We start from the raw sequence: 19970 nt of genomic DNA on the forward strand, positions 1-19970 counted from the left end.
CATGACAAAAGAAAGTAATGTAATTTTGACTGCTCGTGATATTGTCGTGGAATTTGACGTTCGTGACAAAGTTCTAACGGCTATCCGAGGAGTTTCTCTAGACTTGATTGAAGGAGAAGTTCTTGCCTTGGTAGGTGAGTCCGGTTCTGGTAAATCTGTTTTAACAAAAACCTTTACAGGGATGTTAGAAGACAATGGACGTATTGCCCAAGGAAGCATCGACTATCGTGGACAAGACTTGACCGCTCTTACTTCTAACAAGGAATGGGAGAAGATTCGTGGTGCTAAAATCGCGACCATCTTCCAAGACCCTATGACAAGTTTGGACCCAATCAATACAATCGGTAGCCAAATCACTGAAGTTATCGTTAAACACCAAGGAAAAACAGCCAAGGAAGCCAAAGAGATGGCAATCGACTATATGAACAAGGTCGGAATTCCAGACGCTGAAAAACGTTTTGATGAGTATCCTTTCCAATATTCTGGTGGAATGCGCCAACGTATCGTTATCGCGATTGCCCTTGCATGTCGTCCAGATATCTTGATCTGTGACGAGCCAACAACGGCCCTTGATGTAACCATTCAAGCGCAAATCATTGATTTGCTTAAAACTTTACAAAATGAGTACCACTTTACCATTATCTTTATCACCCATGACCTTGGTGTGGTAGCAAGTATTGCGGATAAAGTAGCGGTTATGTATGCTGGGGAAATTGTAGAATACGGAACCGTTGAGGAAGTCTTCTACGACCCACGTCATCCATATACTTGGAGTCTCTTGTCTAGTTTGCCTCAGCTTGCTGATGATAAAGGGGAATTGTACTCTATCCCAGGAACACCACCGTCTCTTTATACTGAGTTGAAAGGTGATGCCTTTGCCCTTCGTTCAGATTATGCTATGCAAATTGATTTTGAAGAGAAGGCACCTAAGTTTTCAGTCACTGATACCCACTGGGCTAAGACTTGGTTGCTTCATGAGAATGCTCCTAAAGTTGAAAAACCTGGGGTCATCGCAGATTTGCATGGCAAGATTCGTGATAAAATGGGCTTTGCTCATCTAGAAGACTAGGAGGAAGGAAATGTCTGAAAAATTAGTAGAAATTAAAGATTTAGAAATTTCCTTCGGTGAAGGAAGTAAGAAGTTTGTCGCGGTTAAAAACGCCAACTTCTTTATCAACAAGGGAGAAACTTTCTCTCTTGTAGGAGAGTCTGGTAGTGGGAAAACAACCATTGGTCGTGCCATCATTGGTCTAAATAATACCAGTAAAGGTGAGATCATCTTTGATGGTCATAAGATCAATGGGAAAAAATCTCATAAGGAATCCTCAGACTTGATCCGTCGTATCCAGATGATTTTTCAGGACCCTGCAGCCAGCTTGAATGAGCGTGCGACGGTTGACTATATCATCTCTGAAGGTCTTTACAACTACCACTTGTTTAAAGATGAAGAAGATCGGAAAGAAAAAGTTCAAAAGATGATCCATGAAGTTGGACTTTTGAAAGAACACTTGACCCGTTATCCACACGAGTTTTCTGGTGGTCAACGTCAGCGTATCGGGATTGCCCGTGCCCTTGTGATGGAACCTGATTTCGTTATTGCGGATGAACCAATCTCTGCCTTGGATGTATCAGTGCGTGCGCAAGTCTTGAACTTGCTCAAGAAGTTCCAAAAAGAGTTGGGCTTGACTTATCTCTTTATCGCGCATGACTTGTCAGTTGTTCGCTTTATCTCAGATCGTATCGCGGTTATCTATAAGGGAGTTATCGTCGAAGTGGCGGAGACAGAGGAGTTGTTTAACAATCCTGTCCACCCATATACTCAAGCCCTTCTATCTGCTGTACCGATTCCAGATCCAATCTTGGAACGCAAGAAAGTCTTGAAAGTTTACGATCCTGATCAACATGACTATGAGACAGACAAACCGTCTATGGTGGAAATCCGTCCAGGTCACTATGTTTGGGCCAATCAAGCAGAACTTGCTCGATACAAGGAAGCTCTTAAAAAATAAACAGATTAGGAGAGGACCGAAAGGCCTTCTCCTTTTTATATAGAAAAAATCCCCTTTTACTAGCTTGTAAAAGGGGATTTGTATTATAATTAACGTTTAGACCAAGTCCGTTTCATAAAGAGTAGCAAAATTGGGTAAATCTCTAAGCGGCCTGCAATCATTGCAAATGAGAGGAGGATTTTAGAGATGGGACTAAAGATGGCAAAACTAGAGGTTGTACCTAGAATAGGTCCGATATTGTTAAAACAGCTGAAAACCGCACTGGTCACGACTAGAAAATCATTGCTATCAAGACTGACGATAAAGATGAGAGAGAGGATAATCATCATATAGATGGCAAAATACTTAAGAATCTTGTGCTGGGTATCCTTATCAATCACAGTTTTATTAACATGTAGAGTCAAGACACGGTGAGGGGATAAGATGGACAAAATCTGGTTTTTGGCAATTTTTGTAAGGATGAGTCCACGGATCACCTTAAGACCACCTGCAGTTGAGCCAGCTGAGCCACCGATTGCCATGAGGAAGAGGAGGATAAACTGGGAGAAGAGAGGCCAGTTGGTAATATCTCCGTAACCAAAACCTGTTGTCGTGATGATGTTAGAAACCTGAAAGAAGGCCATTTCAACACTTTTAGAGGCACCTTGGTAGAGGTGGAGCGTATTCAGAGTAATCAAGCCGGTAGAAACTAGGACAATGATTACATATGCTCGTAGTTCTTCATCTCCAAAGAATGCCTTAATCCGACGGAGCATAAGGTAGTAATACAGGTTAAAATTGACACCGAAAACCAGAACGCCAAAACTAACAAGATAGGTAATCAGGGAACTGCCGTAATGGGCGATTCCATCATTGTAGACGGTGAATCCTCCGGTTCCTGCCGTTCCCATAGCGATGACAAAACTATCAAACAAGGGCATACCTGCTAGATAGTAGATGACAACAAAGAGGGAGAAGAGAGCTAGATAAAGCAGATAGAGAATCTGAGCAGTATTTTTGAGCTTGGATACAACCTTACCAAAGACAGGACCAGGGACCTCTGCTTTCATCACCTCTAAGTGACTATTCTTAGCATTGTCCATAATAGCAAGTGCAAAGACGAGTACCCCCATTCCTCCAATCAAGTGGGTAAAACTTCGCCAGAAGAGGAGAGAACGACTGAGAACGGAAACATCTGTTAGCATAGTAGCACCAGTCGTTGTAAAACCAGAACTAATTTCAAAGAAGGCATCGATAACGCTTGGGATTTGTCCTGAAAAGACAAAGGGTAAGCCACCAAAGAAAGACCAGAGAATCCAACATAGGGCAACGATTAAGACACCCTCCTTGGCATAAATCCGTTGATTTTTTGGTTTTCGTAAAACGCCTAGACCACCGAGAAGGACTAAAATTCCAATCGTAGTAAAGAGTGCTGTAAATACTTGACTGGATTCTCGGTAATAGGTCGCTACGCTGACAGGAACTAGGAGGAGAATAGCCTCAATCAAGAGAAGTTTGGAGAGGAGGTAACGAATCATACTTTTATTCATTTTTTACCTCTCAATCAAATCATAAATTTTGGTGATGTTTGGCAATAAGGTCGTCACGAGCAACTTGTCTCCCACCTCAAGCATATCCTCTCCGGTAGGGAAGATTGTTTTTCCTTTTCGGATAATGGCTGCGATGAGAACCTCTTTCTTCAATTTTAACTGTGAAAGGGGTTTGGCAGTCATTTTATTAGCTTCCTTGATATGGAATTGTAGGGTTTCAATTTGACCATTTGCAAGGTGGTGCATAGCTTGAAGGTCTGAGTATTGGGCGTTAACCCGACCACGGATAAAGTGCATAATGGTATCCACTGCGATGATTTTTGGCGTGATGATACTTGAAAAATCAGGCGCATGGATAATTTCTAGGAGGCTGGTCCGGTTGACCTTGGTGATATTTTTCTGGACACCAACACGGTCAAGAAACATAGAGGTGATTATGTTTTCCTCATCAACCCCAGTTAAGGTTGCGACTGCATCATAGCTAGGAGCACTTTCTTCTAGTAATATGTCTTTTGCAGTTCCATCTCCCTGAACAATATAGAGATTAGGGAATTTTTCACTAAAAAAACGGGCTCTTTCAGGGTTAATCTCGATGACCTTGGTATCGATACGGCTGTCTTTCAAAATGCCAAGTAGATAATAAGCGATTTTTCCAGCTCCGACGATAAGTAAGCTTTTCACTGCACGCGATTTGAAATAGTTGTGGAAAAGCATCATATCCACACGATTTCCCGTAACAAAAATCCTATCCTTGTCCTGGATAGTGACATCACCACTTGGAATCATGAGTTGATGGTCTCTTTCCATAGCACAGACAATGATGTTGCCAAATTTTTTACGGAAATCTGAGATTGGCATTTGACAGAGGCCGCTAGAATCTTTGATAACAAACTCCATCAGGCTGACACGACCTCCAGCAAAACGCTCCACTGAGAGGGCATTAGGGAAATCGATGATATTTGAGATGGCACGGGCTGCTAAGAGTTCTGGATTAACGATAAGTGAAAATCCAAGAATATTTTTCTCTTTAAAATAAGCATTAGAGTATTCAGGATTTCGCACTCGGACGATGGTTTCTTTAGCGCCCATTTTTTTAGCCAGTACCGCTGAAATCATATTCACTTCATCGTATTCAGTTAGAGCGATAAAGATATCACACTCTTGAACACCGGCTTGCTCTAAGATAGTAAAGTCGGCACCATTTCCAAGGAGTCCCATGATGTCAAAGCGGCTGACAATATGGTTGAGTACAGCTTCATTTTGCTCGATGAGGACAACGTCATGTTTTTCTGCAACTAGTGAACGACAGAGGGCAAAACCGACTTTCCCTCCACCAACAAGGACAATTTTCATATAAAAACCTACTTTTTCATGATGTAACTATCATACCCTTTTTTAGCAAAAAATGCACTTGCCAAGCCGATTTTTAGGGGGAGAAAGGGCTTTTTCAAGTTTCTGAAGATAAATATGCTTAACTTCTATAACAACGTCTCTGATTTGAAGTGATTTTACTCTTTTACTATCCCTTTTCGGAAATGGAATGACCGAACATGAAAATATCATCAAAAAAAGTAAAAAAATCAAGTCGTTTCTATTGACATTAATTCTGAAAGTGTTATACTAAGGAAGTAGTTTCGCTGATTTACTTCAAACCTGTTGTGAGGTAAGTTAACGACGCCTTAACCACGCTGTTTGCTGAGCTTGACTCCGGGCAGTGTGGCTATTTTTTTGCAATGATAAAAGGAAGCCAGTCATGACAAATCACATTGTATTATTTGAACCTCAGATTCCACAAAATACAGGTAACATTGCGCGTACTTGCGCTGCGACCAATTCTCCCCTCCACATCATCAAACCGATGGGATTTCCGATTGATGATCGGAAGATGAAGCGAGCTGGTTTGGATTATTGGGACAAGTTAGAGATTCATTTTTATGATAATTTGGCAGACTTTATGTCTCAGATGAAAGGGCAACTTTACTTGATTTCCAAATTTGCGGAAAAGGTCTATTCTGAAGCAGATTTATCGACGGACGAGGACCATTATTTTCTTTTTGGACGTGAGGATAAGGGCTTACCAGAGGACTTTATGCGGGAACATCCTGAGAAAGCACTCCGTATTCCTATGAATGATGAACATGTCCGCAGTCTCAATGTGTCTAATACCGTCTGCATGATTGTCTATGAGGCTCTTCGTCAGCAGAATTTTGCAGGTCTTGAGCTTGTTCACACCTATGAAGTAGATAAATTGAAATAATCAAAATGCTTGCACTTGCAAGCGTTTTTTGTTATGATTAAAGGGTCTTCAGGGCTGGGTGAGATTCCCGACCGGCGGTGACTTTAACTAGCTATTTTGGCTTACTCTTCGTTGTCTTGTCTCGATATACTCAAGTATTATCTTCGACTGCGACGCCTAGATTAATCCAAAATATCTTAGTTAAAGAAGTCCGCGAGCGCAAGCTGATGTGGTGCGATTCCACAACCGACAGTATAGTCTGGATGGGAGAAGACGAAAGAATAGCTTTGTCTGTTCTGATGAGTTTATAGATAAAATGCAACCGCTTGCTCAAAAGAGTGAGGGGGAACTTTTGGGATATAAAAAGTAAGAATAGATAGAGGGATCCTTTCCAACTTCTTCTGATTTTATAGAAAATTGGAGGAACCTGTTATGACAAACACACGTCGACTTTCGACCATTGCGATTTTATCAGCCATTTCATTTGTGCTGATGTACTTTGACTTTCCGCTCTTGCCAGCGGCAACCTTCCTCAAGATCGAGTTTAGTATCTTGCCAGTCCTTGTGGGCTTGGTGGTGATGGATTTGCCTGCTGCTCTAGGGATTCTCTTGCTTCGATCACTCTTGAAGTTGCTTCTGAATAGCCAGGGAGTGAATACCTACATTGGCTTGCCAATGAATATCGTAGCTTTGGGAGTTTTTGTTATCGCTTTTGGTTTGATTTGGAAAAAGGAACGTAGCCCCCTTCGTTTCCTACTAGCATCTCTAGCGGGAACTATTGGATTGACTTCTGCCATGTTGGTTCTCAACTATGTCTATGCGGTTCCTTTATACGCGCAGTTTGCCAACTTTGATATTAGAGAAATTATAGGACTTTCTAACTACTTGATGACTATGGTTTTACCTTTTAACCTGATTGAAGGTATCATCTTTGCCGTTTCATTCTGGTTGTTATACCTCCTCTTGAAACCAACCTTAAAACATTATGAGAGATAAACAAACATTTTTAATGAAGGGCAGTTTTGCCCTTTTACTTTTCGTCCTTCTTGGCTATATGGTTAAGTTCTATCCTGAGACACTGGTCGGTTTTGATCAACCGATTCAGACTGCCCTTCGTGGGGACTTGCCAGATTATTTGACAGTTCTATTCCGTGCGCTTACGCATTTGATTGATATCCCGGTGATTATCACCTGGGTTGCCATTGCAGCCTTTATCTTTTATCGTAAGAAGTGGAAGATAGAAAGTTTCTTTATGATAGGCAATCTGGCTTTGGCTGGTCTTTTAATAGTGACTTTTAAAAATATTTACCAGCGCCCACGACCAGCTATCTTACATCTGGTAGAGGAGAAAGGATTTTCTTTTCCAAGCGGGCATTCTCTGGCAGTGACGCTGATGGTAGGGACTTTGATTGTCATTCTCAGTCAACGGATTAAAGATCCGGTTTGGAGAAAAATCGTGCAAATCGTCCTTGGGCTCTACCTAGTCAGTGTGCTAGTATCAAGGGTCTATCTGGGGGTTCACTATCCATCTGATGTTCTTGCCAGTTTTTGTGTGGGCTTGGGAGTCTTGTTTATCGAATTTCCCTTCTATGACAAGCTTCGCTTCCAATGGCGATTTAAAGGCAAGCAGAAGTGAGATAGGTCTTGCAAGAATGGTAAAAATCTGATAAACTATGTAGTAATTGAATAGAAATCCGCAAGACTAGTAACTCAAGGGAAGTATATCAGGGAGGAGAGCCGTGACTGCAAGCTCTCTATATGAAAGCTGGGTGAATTCACTTGCGCACGGATTTAGAAATGAAGGTCTGACTTGTCAGATGAAAACGGATGGTACCGCGTGTCAACGCTCCGAGTGGAGTTTTTGGCATGTGGTTTTCTTTTTATCTACGAGAGACTGATGGAGGAATTATGTCAACTATTGAAGAACAATTAAAAGCGCTTCGCGAAGAAACGCTGGCTAGCTTGAAGCAGATTTCTGCTGAAAATGAAAAAGAGATGCAAGATTTGCGTGTCTCTGTCCTTGGGAAAAAAGGATCGCTTACTGAAATCCTTAAAGGGATGAAAGATGTCTCTGCTGAGATGCGCCCAATCATCGGGAAACACGTCAATGAAGCTCGTGATGTTTTGACCGCAGCCTTTGAAGAAACAGCTAAGCTCTTGGAAGAAAAGAAAGTAGAAGCTCAACTGGCTAGTGAGAGTATCGATGTGACACTTCCAGGTCGTCCGGTAGCGACTGGTCACCGTCATGTCCTCACACAAACCAGTGAGGAAATCGAAGATATTTTCATCGGGATGGGTTACCAAGTCGTGGATGGCTTTGAAGTTGAGAAAGATTACTACAACTTTGAGCGTATGAACCTTCCAAAAGACCATCCAGCTCGTGATATGCAGGACACTTTCTATATCACAGAAGAAATCCTGCTCCGTACTCACACGTCTCCAGTTCAGGCGCGTGCTATGGATGCTCATGATTTTTCAAAAGGTCCCTTGAAAATGATCTCACCGGGGCGCGTGTTCCGTCGTGATACGGACGATGCAACACACAGTCACCAATTCCACCAAATCGAAGGCTTGGTTGTTGGGAAAAACATCTCTATGGCAGACCTTCAAGGAACGCTTCAGTTGATTGTGCAAAAAATGTTTGGCGAAGAGCGTCAGATCCGTTTGCGTCCATCTTATTTCCCATTCACAGAGCCATCTGTTGAGGTGGATGTTTCTTGCTTCAAGTGTGGCGGAGATGGCTGTAACGTATGTAAGAAAACTGGTTGGATCGAGATTATGGGTGCCGGTATGGTTCACCCACGTGTCCTTGAGATGAGTGGTATCGATGCGACAGTATACTCTGGCTTTGCCTTTGGTCTTGGTCAAGAGCGTGTAGCCATGCTTCGCTACGGAATCAACGATATCCGTGGTTTCTACCAAGGGGATGTCCGCTTCTCAGAACAGTTTAAATAAGATTGAAACCTGAAACACAGTCCTATGCAGTCGCTCACATTTCATATAGCTAAAAAAGAAACGACTGACTCGAAGAAAAAGAAAGGAATTGAAAAGGTCTTGCTTGGTGGGATCTTAGAATCAGAATTATGTTAGTATCTTATAAATGGTTAAAAGAGTTGGTGGACATTGATGTGCCATCACAAGAGTTGGCTGAAAAAATGTCAACTACAGGGATCGAGGTAGAAGGTGTCGAATCACCGGCTGCTGGTCTCTCAAAAATTGTCGTCGGTGAGGTCTTGTCTTGCGAGGATGTGCCGGAAACTCATCTTCATGTTTGTCATGTTAATGTTGGTGAAGAAGAAGCCCGTCAAATCGTCTGTGGTGCACCGAATGTGCGTGCTGGTATCAAGGTTATGGTGGCTCTCCCAGGAGCTCGTATCGCTGACAACTACAAGATTAAAAAAGGAAAAATCCGTGGTTTAGAGTCACTTGGAATGATCTGCTCACTTGGTGAATTAGGTATTTCTGACTCAGTTGTGCCAAAGGAATTTGCAGATGGCATTCAAATTTTGCCTCAAGATGCAGTTCCTGGGGACGAAGTCTTTTCTTACCTAGACTTGGATGATGAAATCATCGAACTTTCTATCACACCAAACCGTGCAGATGCTCTATCTATGCGTGGAGTAGCGCACGAAGTGGCAGCCATCTATGACAAGGCAGTCAACTTTAAAGAATTTACTCTAACAGAAACAAACGAAGTCGCTACAGATGCACTTTCTGTAGGCATTGAAACAGACAAGGCTCCTTACTATGCGGCTCGTATCTTGGACAATGTAACCATTGCACCAAGTCCACAATGGTTGCAAAACCTTCTCATGAATGAAGGTATTCGTCCCATCAATAACGTAGTGGACGTAACCAACTATATCCTACTCTACTTTGGTCAACCCATGCATGCCTTTGACTTGGATACCTTTGAAGGCAATGACATCTGTGTACGTGAAGCGCGTGCTGGTGAAAAATTGGTGACCTTGGACGGTGAAGAACGCGAGTTGGAAACAAATGACTTAGTCATCACTGTGGCTGACAAGCCAGTAGCCCTTGCAGGTGTCATGGGTGGTCAAGCTACAGAAATATCTGAAAATTCTAGTCGCGTTGTCCTTGAAGCTGCCGTGTTCAATGGTAAATCCATTCGTAAGACCAGTGGTCGCCTTAACCTTCGTTCTGAGTCATCTTCTCGTTTTGAAAAAGGGATTAATGTGGCAACAGTCAATGAAGCCCTTGATGCGGCAGCTAGCATGATTGCTGAGCTTGCAGGTGCGACGGTGCGTGAGGGCATCGTTTCAGCGGGTGAGCTTGACACTTCTGATGTAGAAGTTTCTTCGACTCTTGCAGACGTTAACCGCGTCCTTGGTACGGAGCTTTCATATGCTGATGTGGAAGATGTCTTCCGTCGTCTTGGCTTTGGCCTTTCTGGTAATGCAGAATCATTTACCGTCAGCGTACCCCGTCGTCGCTGGGATATCACCATCGAAGCTGACCTCTTTGAAGAAATCGCTCGTATCTATGGTTACGACCGCTTGCCAACCAGCCTTCCAAAAGATGACGGTACAGCAGGTGAATTGACAGCGACACAGAAACTCCGTCGTCAAGTTCGTACCATTGCTGAAGGAGCAGGACTGACTGAAATCATCACCTACGCTCTGACTACTCCTGAGAAAGCAGTTGAGTTTACGGCTCAACCAAGCAAGCTGACAGAACTCATGTGGCCAATGACAGTGGACCGTTCCGTTCTCCGTCAAAATATGATTTCTGGTATCCTTGATACAGTGGCCTACAACGTAGCTCGTAAGAATAAAAACTTGGCTCTTTACGAGATTGGAAAAGTTTTTGAACAAACAGGCAATCCGAAAGAAGAACTTCCAAATGAGATTAATAGTTTTGCCTTTGCCTTAACCGGCTTGGTTGCAGAAAAAGATTTCCAAACGGCAGCAGTTCCAGTTGATTTCTTCTATGCTAAGGGAATCTTAGAAGCGCTCTTTACTCGCTTGGGACTTGAAGTAACTTATACAGCAACAGCTGAGATTGCTAGCCTTCACCCAGGACGTACAGCCGTAATCTCACTCGGTGATCAAGTTCTTGGTTTCCTCGGGCAAGTACATCCAGTCACTGCCAAGGCTTACGATATCCCAGAAACTTATGTAGCTGAACTGAACCTTTCAGCCATCGAAGCAGCGCTCCAACCGGCTGCTCCATTTGTGGAAATTACCAAATTCCCAGCAGTCAGCCGTGATATTGCCCTTCTTCTCAAGGCAGAAATTAGCCATCAAGAAGTTGTAGACGCCATCCAAGCTGCCGGCGTGAAACGATTGACAGATATCAAACTCTTTGACGTCTTCTCAGGCGAAAAACTAGGACTTGGTATGAAGTCAATGGCCTATAGCCTAACTTTCCAAAATCCAGAAGATAGCTTGACTGACGAAGAAGTCGCACGTTACATGGAAAAAATCCAAGCATCACTTGAAGAAAAAGTCAAGGCAGAAGTGCGTTAACTCACCAATCCATCCTTCGGGGTGGATTTTTACTTTTCAAAATGACAATTCAGGATCAAAAATGGACAATTGGGGAGTAAGAGCACCTGTATGCACTTTATTGGGCTATAATTGGTCTATCACTTGGGTACTTAAAATCCTTAGAGAGTTTAGTTTTTAAGGAGGGATGAATAAGATAAAAATGTACATAAATCCTTGTAAAGGCTATCAAAAAGGAGTATAATAGGTGCAACATATTTCGGAGGTGGAAAATGCTAGAAGTAAGAAATCTAGAGAAAAGTTTCGGTTCCAAGCAAGTCTTGTTTGGTGTCGATTTTCAGGCAAGTCCAGGACGAATTTTGGGACTGGTCGGGAAAAATGGTGCTGGGAAAACAACGATTTTCCACAGTATGTTGAAATTTTTGGACTATCAAGGAGCAATCAGTCTGGATGGGCAGGAGATTCGTCAGGAAACCTACGCTCGGATTGGTTATCTGCCTGAGGAACGCAGTCTCATGCCCAAGTTGACAGTCCTTGAGCAAGTTCGTTACTTGGCTACTCTAAAGGGCATGGATGCTAAGGAGATCAAGGAAAAACTCCCTCAATGGATGGAAAAATTGGAAGTGAAGGGCAAATTGACCGACAAAATCAAGAGTCTCTCCAAAGGGAATCAGCAGAAAATTCAGCTCATTATCACCCTGATCCATGAGCCAGACTTGATTATCTTGGATGAGCCTTTTAGTGGTCTGGATCCAGTCAATACTGAGTTGCTCAAGCAGGTCATCTTGAAAGAGAAAGAGCGCGGTGCGACCATTATCTTTTCTGACCATGTCATGACCAATGTTGAGGAGCTTTGCGATGATATCCTGATGATTCGTGATGGACGTGTGGTCTTGCATGGACCTGTTCAGGATGTTCGCAATCAATACGGGAAAACGCGTCTCTTTGTTTCAAGTGAACGAAGCAAGGAAGAATTGGAAAAACTTCCTCATGTCAAACAGGTGAGCTTAACCAAGCAAGGCAGTTGGAAATTGATCCTCGATGATGAGAGCGCTGGAAGGGAACTCTTCCCAATCCTGACTCAAGGTCAGTACATCGCGACCTTTGACCAACAAGCTCCAACAATCGATGAAATCTTTAAACTAGAATCAGGGGTGGAAGTATGAGAAATATGTGGATTGTAATGAAGGAAACCTATCTTCGACATGTCAAGTCGTGGAGTTTCTTCTTCATGGTGATTTCGCCGTTCCTCTTTTTAGCCTTATCTGTAGGAATCGGCTATCTCCAAGGGTCTTCTATGGCCAAGAATAGCAAGATAGCAGTAGTAACAACTGTGCCATCTGTGGAAGAAGGGCTCAAGGGTACCAATGGTATCAACTTTGATTATAAGGACGAAGCCAGTGCCCAGGCTGCTATCAAGGATGAGAAAATCAAGGGTTACCTAACCGTCGACCAAGAGGACAGCGTCATCAAGGCCGTCTATCACGGTGAAACTTCTCTTGAAAGTGGCATCAAGCTAGCTGTAACCAATAAGTTAAACGAACTGCAATACCAACTCAATCGCTCGGCGGCTAATTTGTCCCAAGAGCAGGAAAAGCGCCTGAGTCAAACCGTTGATTTTACTGAGAAGATTGATGAATCCAAGGAAAACAAAAAAATTGTTCAAACCATTGCGGCCGCAGGACTTGGTTTCTTCCTTTATATGATTTTGATTACCTATGCTAGTGTCACTGCTCAGGAAGTGGCTAGCGAGAAAGGAACCAAAATCATGGAGGTGGTCTTCTCTAGTATCCGAGCAAGTCATTATTTCTACGCTCGCATGCTGGCTCTGCTTCTTGTGATTTTGACTCATATTGGCATTTACGTCGTGGGTGGGCTGGCTGCCATTCTTCTCTTTAAAGACCTACCAATCTTGGCTCAATCTGGTATTTTAAATCATCTAGGAGATGCCTTCTCGCTCAATACCTTATTGTTTGTATTGGTTAGTCTCTTTATGTATGTTGTTTTGGCAGCCTTCCTAGGTTCTATGGTTTCTCGCCCTGAGGATTCGGGAAAGGCCTTGTCGCCACTGATGATCTTGATTATCGCAGGATTCGTTGGAGTGACCGCTCTAGGTGCTGCAGGAGACAATTTAGTTCTGAAAATTGGTTCCTACATTCCTTTCATTTCGACCTTCTTTATGCCATTTAGAGCTATAAATGGTTATGCAAGTGGTCTGGAAGCTTGGATTTCTCTTGCCATAACGGTTGCTTTTGCAGTCACTGCAACAGTCTTTATCGGACGTATGTATGCCAGCCTAGTCCTTCAGACAGATGATTTGGGAATCTGGAAAACCTTTAAACGTGCCTTAGCTTACAAATAGGAAAGCCTCGCAAAAGCGAGGTTTTTCTAGATGTTAAACACCGAAATCGGTAAAAATATTTTTCATATCTATTGACTTTTAGTAGTAAAATTTGGTATGATAGTAGACGGTATTGTTTACCCCATTTGTAAGGCCCCGGAACCTTTCAAATACCCCGCGGACCGGAACATCCGCCCAGTAAACAAAAACGATATTCATATAGGAGAAATCATGAACAAAACTACATTCATGGCTAAACCAGGCCAAGTAGAACGCAAATGGTACGTTGTTGACGCAACTGATGTACCTCTTGGACGCCTTTCAGCAGTTGTTGCTAGCGTACTTCGCGGAAAAAACAAACCAACATTCACACCACACACTGATACAGGTGACTTCGTAATCGTTATCAATGCTGAAAAAGTTAAATTGACTGGTAAAAAAGCAACTGATAAGATCTACTATACTCACTCAAACCACCCAGGTGGATTGAAACAAATCTCTGCTGGTGAACTTCGTTCTAAAAATGCAGTACGTTTGATCGAAAAATCAGTTAAAGGTATGCTTCCACACAATACTCTTGGCCGCGCTCAAGGTATGAAATTGAAAGTATTTGTTGGAGCTGAGCACACTCACGCTGCACAACAACCAGAAGTTCTTGATATTTCAGGACTTATCTAAGGAAAGGAACAATAAAGTATGTCACAAGCACAATATACAGGTACTGGACGTCGTAAAAACGCTGTTGCACGCGTTCGCCTTGTTCCAGGAACTGGTAAAATCACTGTTAACAAAAAAGATGTTGAAGAGTACATCCCACACGCTGACCTTCGTCTTGTTATCAATCAACCATTCGCAGTTACTTCAACTGTAGGTTCATACGACGTTTTCGTTAACGTTGTAGGTGGTGGATACGCTGGTCAATCAGGAGCTATCCGTCACGGTATCGCTCGTGCCCTTCTTCAAGTAGACCCAGACTTCCGCGATTCATTGAAACGCGCAGGACTTCTTACACGTGACTCACGTAAAGTTGAACGTAAGAAACCAGGTCTTAAGAAAGCTCGTAAAGCATCACAATTCTCAAAACGTTAATCAATACGATTATATCAACGTTTCAAAGCACTCAAAAGTTTACCTTATGGGTGCTTTTTTCGTGTTTTTTTAAAAAGTTTACCTCAAAGTTTACCTTATTTTTACCTTATTGTTTTAGAGACTTTAAAGCAAATTCACCAACTGCCATAGGAACTACATTAGAAGTATTGACATAAATCTGTGTTGTTCCTGTATCACTGTGTGTTAGAGCTTCAGAAATAGCTTCTAAGCTCATTCCTGCTTGTTTAGCGAGCGTGGCTCCTGTATGTCGCAGTTTATGAGGTGTAGCATGTGCCAGCTCTTTATGTCGCTTTCTAATGCTTTTCATTTTATTGTTTAGATAGTCAGCATGTAAAGGCTTGTTGATGTTTCCTTTTGTGTCGATATATGTAAAAACAAATTGTTCTGGATTACTGATGATACCAAACTTTGCTAGTTCATATCTTTGTTGTTCTTTCCAAGATGTAAGAAGCTGAAGTAAGTCATTAGAAATAGAGAAAATAGTTTTCTTATTTCCTTTAGTAGATTTTACTTGTCCATATCTATCTAAAGCTTGAATTAGCTGAATCTGTGATTTTGAAAAGTCGATATGTTTCCATTGAAGAGCATAGGTTTCAGATTTTCTATCGCCTAAGAAAAAAGTAAGATAAAATAGGACATAATCTTTAAGGGTTATTTTATCATTGTCTAAATCTTCTTGAAATGCTGAGAACCATTCTTGGAGTTGTTCATGAGTTAGATATAAATCTTCCTCTCTCTTGGACTCTGCAAGTTGAATCTTTTTAGTGGCCTTTATTCTTCTTAATATTTTTGCAACTTTATTAGCTTCTATATATTCAAGTTCTTCTGCCCAATCAAAAATAGAAATAACGTAACTTCGTAAAGTTTTGAAGTTGGCATATTCGTTGGCTTTTGCCGTCATCAAATTTAGAATAACCTGTTTATTTTGGTTTAAAAATTGAATCGTATAGTTGCCAAGAAGTGGTAATATATGCTTTTTAAAACATGTTTTGGTATTAGCAATTGTTGACCTGCTTGGTGGCTTTGAAGTAGATGTAGTTTGTCCTGCTTTGTAGGATTCCCACCAAATATTATTATAGAAGTCTGAGAAAAGAATATCTTCTTTTCCTAGTCCCGAAAAGACATTGTCTTCAATTTGGTTTAGCTTCGTGAGTAAGTCTATCTCTGCTTGTCTTGCCTCCTTTCTAGTTTTAAATCGCTTATCGTAATAGTTGCTATTGATAATCCCAAGTGGCATTCGTGCTTTAATTGGGATATAGATTTTTAAGCGATAAGTTCCGTTTTTTGTCTTACTGATAGTCATGATATTCTCCTTGTGTATCGAACCAGAAAATATCATGACTATTATAAAACAAAAATATAGATATTTCTAGTTTTGTGAGTAAAGCCAAGAATTAATGGCTTCTTTATTAAATCGTATAGTCTTACCTATTTTTATTGCAGGCAGTCCTCGTTTAATCCAACTGTCTAGAGTATTGTTTGAGATACCCAAGTAGTGGCAAGCCTGTTGTTTGTTTAAAAACGGACTGTCAAGGTTACTATTGTTCAATCTATTTTCAATTTCTTTCTTGATAAGTTCAGCAAGTAGGAGCTGAATTTGTTGAACTTGTTCATCTGGTAAAATGACTTGCATGTATTCCTCCAATGTATGGTATAATAGAGGTATCAAGAGATACCCTACTTACTTTTCTTGATTATCTGCAACCTCGTCCTCGCTCGCCAAAGTTTCGGATGGGGTTTTTATTTTGTCGTACTCCCATAAATCCCATTGATTGTTGAGTCCCACTTTTGAAACTAACATGGATAGAAGCTCTTCTTTACTTTTCATTTCGTTATCAGGTGTAAAATCGTAAGATAAGTAAGTATCACATCCAATCTCTGGGATTCGTCTCAGATTGTTCAATGTTCTTGTAGGGTGAGATTCATAAAAAATAGTTTCATCCCCCACACCCTTTAACGTTGCTAGATGTTCAATTCTTCGAACATATTGTGATAAATCCTCACGATTATTTCCTTTAGTATGATAGAAGAAGGTCAAAGGATGTTTAGAGCTTGTGATGATAATGACTTTGGCAGCGCCTATTTTATTTTGATAACGTGCTGAGATAGGACTAATATTATATGGATCTAAAACTTTTAACCAATCTGAAGCAGTTAAGCTATCTCCTCGGACATCATCAAGTAGTAGCATCTCTTCTCCGTTTACTTCATCAAACATATTTGTGCCTGCGGTCAGGACTGATTGCCATTTTTTATTATTCAGCTTTGCTAACTGAATAAGACTTTTTGCTATCTCTTTTGCAAATGTTGACTTGCCAAGTCCAGAAGCTCCATATATGAATAAGATTGTCTTTTTAAACTCTCCGTTTTCCAGTTCATCTTTTGTTTTTGCGCACTTAATTTCTCCAGTACTTTTAATTGCTTCGTTTACTTTAACTTTATGAACTGTATAAAGAGTATGATATTGTTTATTAAGTAGTATTTCCTTTTTCGTAATATTCCCGTTCAGAATGTTATCAATTAATAAATCGATATCCTCATAACTTTGTAGCACTTCCTTTTTTGCTTTTCCTTTAAGCCAGCTTCCTTGTCTTTCGTGATAAATTTCTAAGTAGTTTTTACCTGTTAGAGTGAATACTTCATCAGGGCTGTATTGATACTTATCTTTGTCTTTTGCATGAACTAAGTAAGCCAGTAAGTTATCGTAGCCATACCTTCCAGATTTCGCTTTTTCTAGATATTGAGGTTTTAGTCCGATTTGTAAAGCTAAATCAGTTAGTGTTGCACCTTTCTCAAACTTGAGTAAAGCGTGAATATGTGGCTTTTTCAGATTGGTAGTTGTTGTTCTAGTTACACTGTCAAAACCGATGGATGTGTCCTTGTCGTGTTTTATTGCGTATGCCTCGGAAACAGTTGCTATTTCACTAACTCTTCTGACAATTTCCTCAAGAATTTTTTCGATATTTTCGGATTTAATGAGTTCTTCATCCCAACCGTTTTTCCAATATTTCGTCTCAAAGTATTGTGTAATTGCTACAGAAGTCAAAAGTGCTTCCTTCTTCTTTGAAGTCATTTATATTAAACCTTTCTTTTCTAACTATTCTTTAATTATTCTTTTAATTATTCTAGTGTTAGACCGTTGACAAGCCCAGTCTAACATGTGCGTAGAATAATTGAAAATTAAATTGTAGTAATTCTTGGGGCTTTACCCCAAACCCCAGCCTCTTCTGCCCGATGATAAATCATCGAACCGAGAACGCTTGCCAATTCAACAAGGGACGGGGTAGTATTTTTTGGCGCTTCACTCCCTGCCTTTGGCATCGTTGCGCTTAAAAAATCTCCACCCCTCAAGCCCTTGCGAATAGGCATTTTTCTGCTGGTAATGTCGTGCCGACACTAAACCGATGATGAAACTTCAAAATAAGTTTACTGTCGCGCTAAACAAGTGTAGCAGAAAAATCGCTAGCTATATCTTGAGAATAGCTCTTGCATCCGTTGATTTAACCGACCCTCGTCTCTTACTTGAATAGTGCGAAACATTTTAACAGATTCTCCCTCAAGTTGGAAATAGCCATATCCTCTAGGTTTTACGACAACTTCGGTTTTTTCCATATCTGGGAATAGAAGCTGCCTGTTATTCGTAGACATGAGAAAACTAGTAGATAATGAAATTATACAGTTGAAGTTATACCGCCCTGGTAAATCAGACATCAAGAAACGTTGACTGGACAAAATAATTCGTAAACCTAGGCTCCTACCCATGCTATTCATCATTAACATTTTTGATAAAACATCTTTATGTTTTTTCTTGTCGGTTTGCTCAAGATAAGCGAGAAAAGCTTGCCACTCATCAAAAATTATGTAAAGATTATGCGAGTTTTGTTCTTGCTTATCAAGTCTAGCTTCAAAACGTTGGTAGACTGTTTCGAACAATTCTAGACAGTTAAAACCTCTTGTGACATGGTCACTAGTCATTGAAAACATTTCTTCATCTGCTTTAAAATCCAAAAAGTAAGCTTCGGCATCTGTATCATGAAATGAAATGAGTCCTAAAAGTCTTCTCAAAAAAGTGGATTTTCCCGAACCAGACGGGCCTGCAATAATCCATGCGAAAAATCGGTTAATGTCAATAGATGCAGAGGTTGGTTGACCTCTGCTATTGACCTCGAAAACGTTTTTTATCATGCTAGAAGTCCTCTTCTCTCTGAGGTTTTTGCATTAGCATCATGTCATGAGTTGACACTAAACGAACTTTGATTGCAAGAAAGGGCTCACGCTTAGCACGCTTCACAACGCTATCTGTAGAACCATTTGACATAGTCTTTACAAATTGTCTTACTTTCATTTCAAAGTCTTCAAGGACTTCGTCAGAGATTTCTTTGTTAATGTGAACAAAGTAAGTACCTGGTTCATCTACTTCTACCCCTTGGGTGAAATTTAAGGAAGAGATTGGCAGTTCTGTCACACCTTCTTCTGTCAACCAGTGATATAACTTCTCGTACAAAAGATTGTCAGAGGTTTGATTTCTCTGTTTGTATCGTTGCCAAGCCATTGAAAATATTTCTCCTTGGGTTGCAACCGCGAGAAGAATTACGAACCCCAAGAGTATGGGAACTACCCATATTAAAAACTTGATAAGAAGAGCAAGTAAAACGAAACTAATTAAAGCTATGAAAAGTTGATAATACCACTCTAGCTCATTTAGTTTTTTTAAGATTTTTTTCATAAGCCACCTCTTTCTATTTGAGCGAAATGTCACCAAGCTCAGTGACAAGAGCTAGTCCGACGGGCTGTTTGAGTTTATCAAGCACAAATGATAACTCATACTTGTTAAGTACGATGTCAGCGTTAATCAAACTATCTAAGTTCTCGCTCTGATAGTTTTTCAACTTGACTTTAAACGTTGGACAGTAGTCCTCTTGTCCAATGCTAGCAAACTTATCGTAGAGTTTTTTATCTACGCATGTTAGTGAAGCCCAAGTTCGTTGGTTTTCCTGACCTTCATTCAAGATACCTTGAGAATAATCTATTACTCTTGCAACAGAAGGGACTTCTACTTCGGGTGCGATGCTTTCTGCGAATTTTCTTGAGTGTTCGCTAACTCCTAGTTGTAAAGCCATATATAGCCTCTTTCTAATCGTCTTATCTAGAGTCGACGATTTGTTTTTTTATAAAAGCTTTTATAGACATAGCATACTATATTTTTGATACTAACTCAAGCAAATTCTCACGATTTCCATCAAAAACAGGTGTCATAATTTTATTTATTTTTTGAGC

The 19970-nt window shown here is 40.9% G+C and carries 19 protein-coding genes and 1 riboswitch; of the genes, 11 read left to right on the forward strand and 8 right to left on the reverse strand.

All coding sequences use genetic code 11. The features are described 5' to 3' along the window. The first annotated feature begins 1 nt into the window (after position 1). Complete coding sequence (locus B7705_RS06050; RefSeq protein WP_084948445.1) at positions 2-1069, forward strand: ABC transporter ATP-binding protein; 1068 nt, start codon at positions 2-4, stop codon at positions 1067-1069. A 10-nt stretch (positions 1070-1079) separates the two neighbouring features. Continuing rightward, a complete protein-coding gene (locus tag B7705_RS06055) occupies positions 1080-2009 on the forward strand; it encodes an ATP-binding cassette domain-containing protein (RefSeq protein WP_001291306.1) in 930 nt (309 codons plus the stop codon). Positions 2010-2098: 89 nt separating this feature from the next. Here the strand turns inward: B7705_RS06055 and B7705_RS06060 are convergent, their stop codons facing one another. Together B7705_RS06060 and trkA are read right to left on the reverse strand one after the other, a co-directional pair. Further along, positions 2099-3538: a TrkH family potassium uptake protein gene (locus B7705_RS06060; protein WP_084948447.1), complete on the reverse strand. Its 1440-nt coding sequence runs from the start codon at positions 3536-3538 to the stop codon at positions 2099-2101. Between the two features lie 3 nt (positions 3539-3541). Then, a complete protein-coding gene (gene trkA, locus B7705_RS06065; protein ID WP_084948449.1) occupies positions 3542-4891 on the reverse strand; it encodes a Trk system potassium transporter TrkA in 1350 nt (449 codons plus the stop codon). A gap of 400 nt (positions 4892-5291) precedes the next feature. Here trkA and B7705_RS06075 point away from each other — a divergent pair, with 400 nt between their 5' ends. The 9 genes from B7705_RS06075 to rpsI all read left to right on the forward strand — a co-directional run bounded on the left by B7705_RS06075 (position 5292) and on the right by rpsI (position 14672). Further along, entirely contained in the window at positions 5292-5795 is a 504-nt protein-coding gene (locus tag B7705_RS06075) for a tRNA (cytidine(34)-2'-O)-methyltransferase (protein ID WP_084945785.1), read from the forward strand. Between the two features lie 40 nt (positions 5796-5835). Next, positions 5836-6053, forward strand: a riboswitch (FMN riboswitch). A gap of 153 nt (positions 6054-6206) precedes the next feature. After that, positions 6207-6770, forward strand: a complete 564-nt coding sequence (locus tag B7705_RS06080) for an ECF transporter S component (RefSeq protein ID WP_084948450.1) — start codon at positions 6207-6209, stop codon at positions 6768-6770. After that, entirely contained in the window at positions 6760-7410 is a 651-nt protein-coding gene (locus B7705_RS06085) for a phosphatase PAP2 family protein (RefSeq protein WP_084948452.1), read from the forward strand. Before B7705_RS06080 ends, B7705_RS06085 begins: the two co-directional genes overlap by 11 nt. A gap of 272 nt (positions 7411-7682) precedes the next feature. After that, positions 7683-8729, forward strand: a complete 1047-nt coding sequence (gene pheS / locus B7705_RS06090; protein WP_084948582.1) for a phenylalanine--tRNA ligase subunit alpha — start codon at positions 7683-7685, stop codon at positions 8727-8729. A 128-nt stretch (positions 8730-8857) separates the two neighbouring features. Then, positions 8858-11263, forward strand: a complete 2406-nt coding sequence (gene pheT, locus B7705_RS06095; protein ID WP_084948453.1) for a phenylalanine--tRNA ligase subunit beta — start codon at positions 8858-8860, stop codon at positions 11261-11263. Positions 11264-11514: 251 nt separating this feature from the next. Beyond that, positions 11515-12408 (forward strand): ABC transporter ATP-binding protein, encoded by an 894-nt coding sequence (locus B7705_RS06100; protein WP_084948455.1) that lies wholly within the window; start codon positions 11515-11517, stop codon positions 12406-12408. Then, positions 12405-13604 (forward strand): ABC transporter permease, encoded by a 1200-nt coding sequence (locus tag B7705_RS06105; protein WP_084948456.1) that lies wholly within the window; start codon positions 12405-12407, stop codon positions 13602-13604. Before B7705_RS06100 ends, B7705_RS06105 begins: the two co-directional genes overlap by 4 nt. 210 nt (positions 13605-13814) lie before the next feature. Next, on the forward strand, positions 13815-14261 hold the full coding sequence (gene rplM / locus B7705_RS06110; RefSeq protein WP_001044624.1) for a 50S ribosomal protein L13: 447 nt from the start codon (positions 13815-13817) through the stop codon (positions 14259-14261). 18 nt (positions 14262-14279) lie between these two features. Beyond that, on the forward strand, positions 14280-14672 hold the full coding sequence (gene rpsI / locus B7705_RS06115; protein WP_000075976.1) for a 30S ribosomal protein S9: 393 nt from the start codon (positions 14280-14282) through the stop codon (positions 14670-14672). A 106-nt stretch (positions 14673-14778) separates the two neighbouring features. On the opposite strand, the gene B7705_RS09660 is transcribed toward rpsI, so the two are convergent. The 6 genes from B7705_RS09660 to B7705_RS06145 form a co-directional block, all read right to left on the reverse strand. Continuing rightward, positions 14779-15996, reverse strand: a complete 1218-nt coding sequence (locus tag B7705_RS09660) for a site-specific integrase (protein WP_142358228.1) — start codon at positions 15994-15996, stop codon at positions 14779-14781. Between the two features lie 66 nt (positions 15997-16062). After that, positions 16063-16326 carry a helix-turn-helix domain-containing protein gene (locus B7705_RS06125; protein ID WP_084948457.1) on the reverse strand — a complete coding sequence of 88 codons (264 nt, stop codon included), beginning with the start codon at positions 16324-16326 and terminating at the stop codon, positions 16063-16065. 48 nt (positions 16327-16374) lie between these two features. After that, positions 16375-17739: a Rep family protein gene (locus tag B7705_RS06130; RefSeq protein ID WP_345789019.1), complete on the reverse strand. Its 1365-nt coding sequence runs from the start codon at positions 17737-17739 to the stop codon at positions 16375-16377. 416 nt (positions 17740-18155) lie between these two features. Beyond that, positions 18156-18878: an ATP-binding protein gene (locus tag B7705_RS06135; protein ID WP_084948460.1), complete on the reverse strand. Its 723-nt coding sequence runs from the start codon at positions 18876-18878 to the stop codon at positions 18156-18158. Position 18879: 1 nt separating this feature from the next. Further along, on the reverse strand, positions 18880-19245 hold the full coding sequence (locus tag B7705_RS06140; protein WP_239822339.1) for a Maf family protein: 366 nt from the start codon (positions 19243-19245) through the stop codon (positions 18880-18882). A 187-nt stretch (positions 19246-19432) separates the two neighbouring features. Beyond that, complete coding sequence (locus B7705_RS06145; protein ID WP_084948463.1) at positions 19433-19813, reverse strand: hypothetical protein; 381 nt, start codon at positions 19811-19813, stop codon at positions 19433-19435. Between the last annotated feature and the right edge of the window lie 157 nt (positions 19814-19970).

It is taken from the genome of Streptococcus oralis subsp. dentisani, from assembly GCF_002096685.1.
In the GTDB taxonomy this organism is placed as follows: domain Bacteria; phylum Bacillota; class Bacilli; order Lactobacillales; family Streptococcaceae; genus Streptococcus; species Streptococcus oralis_AD.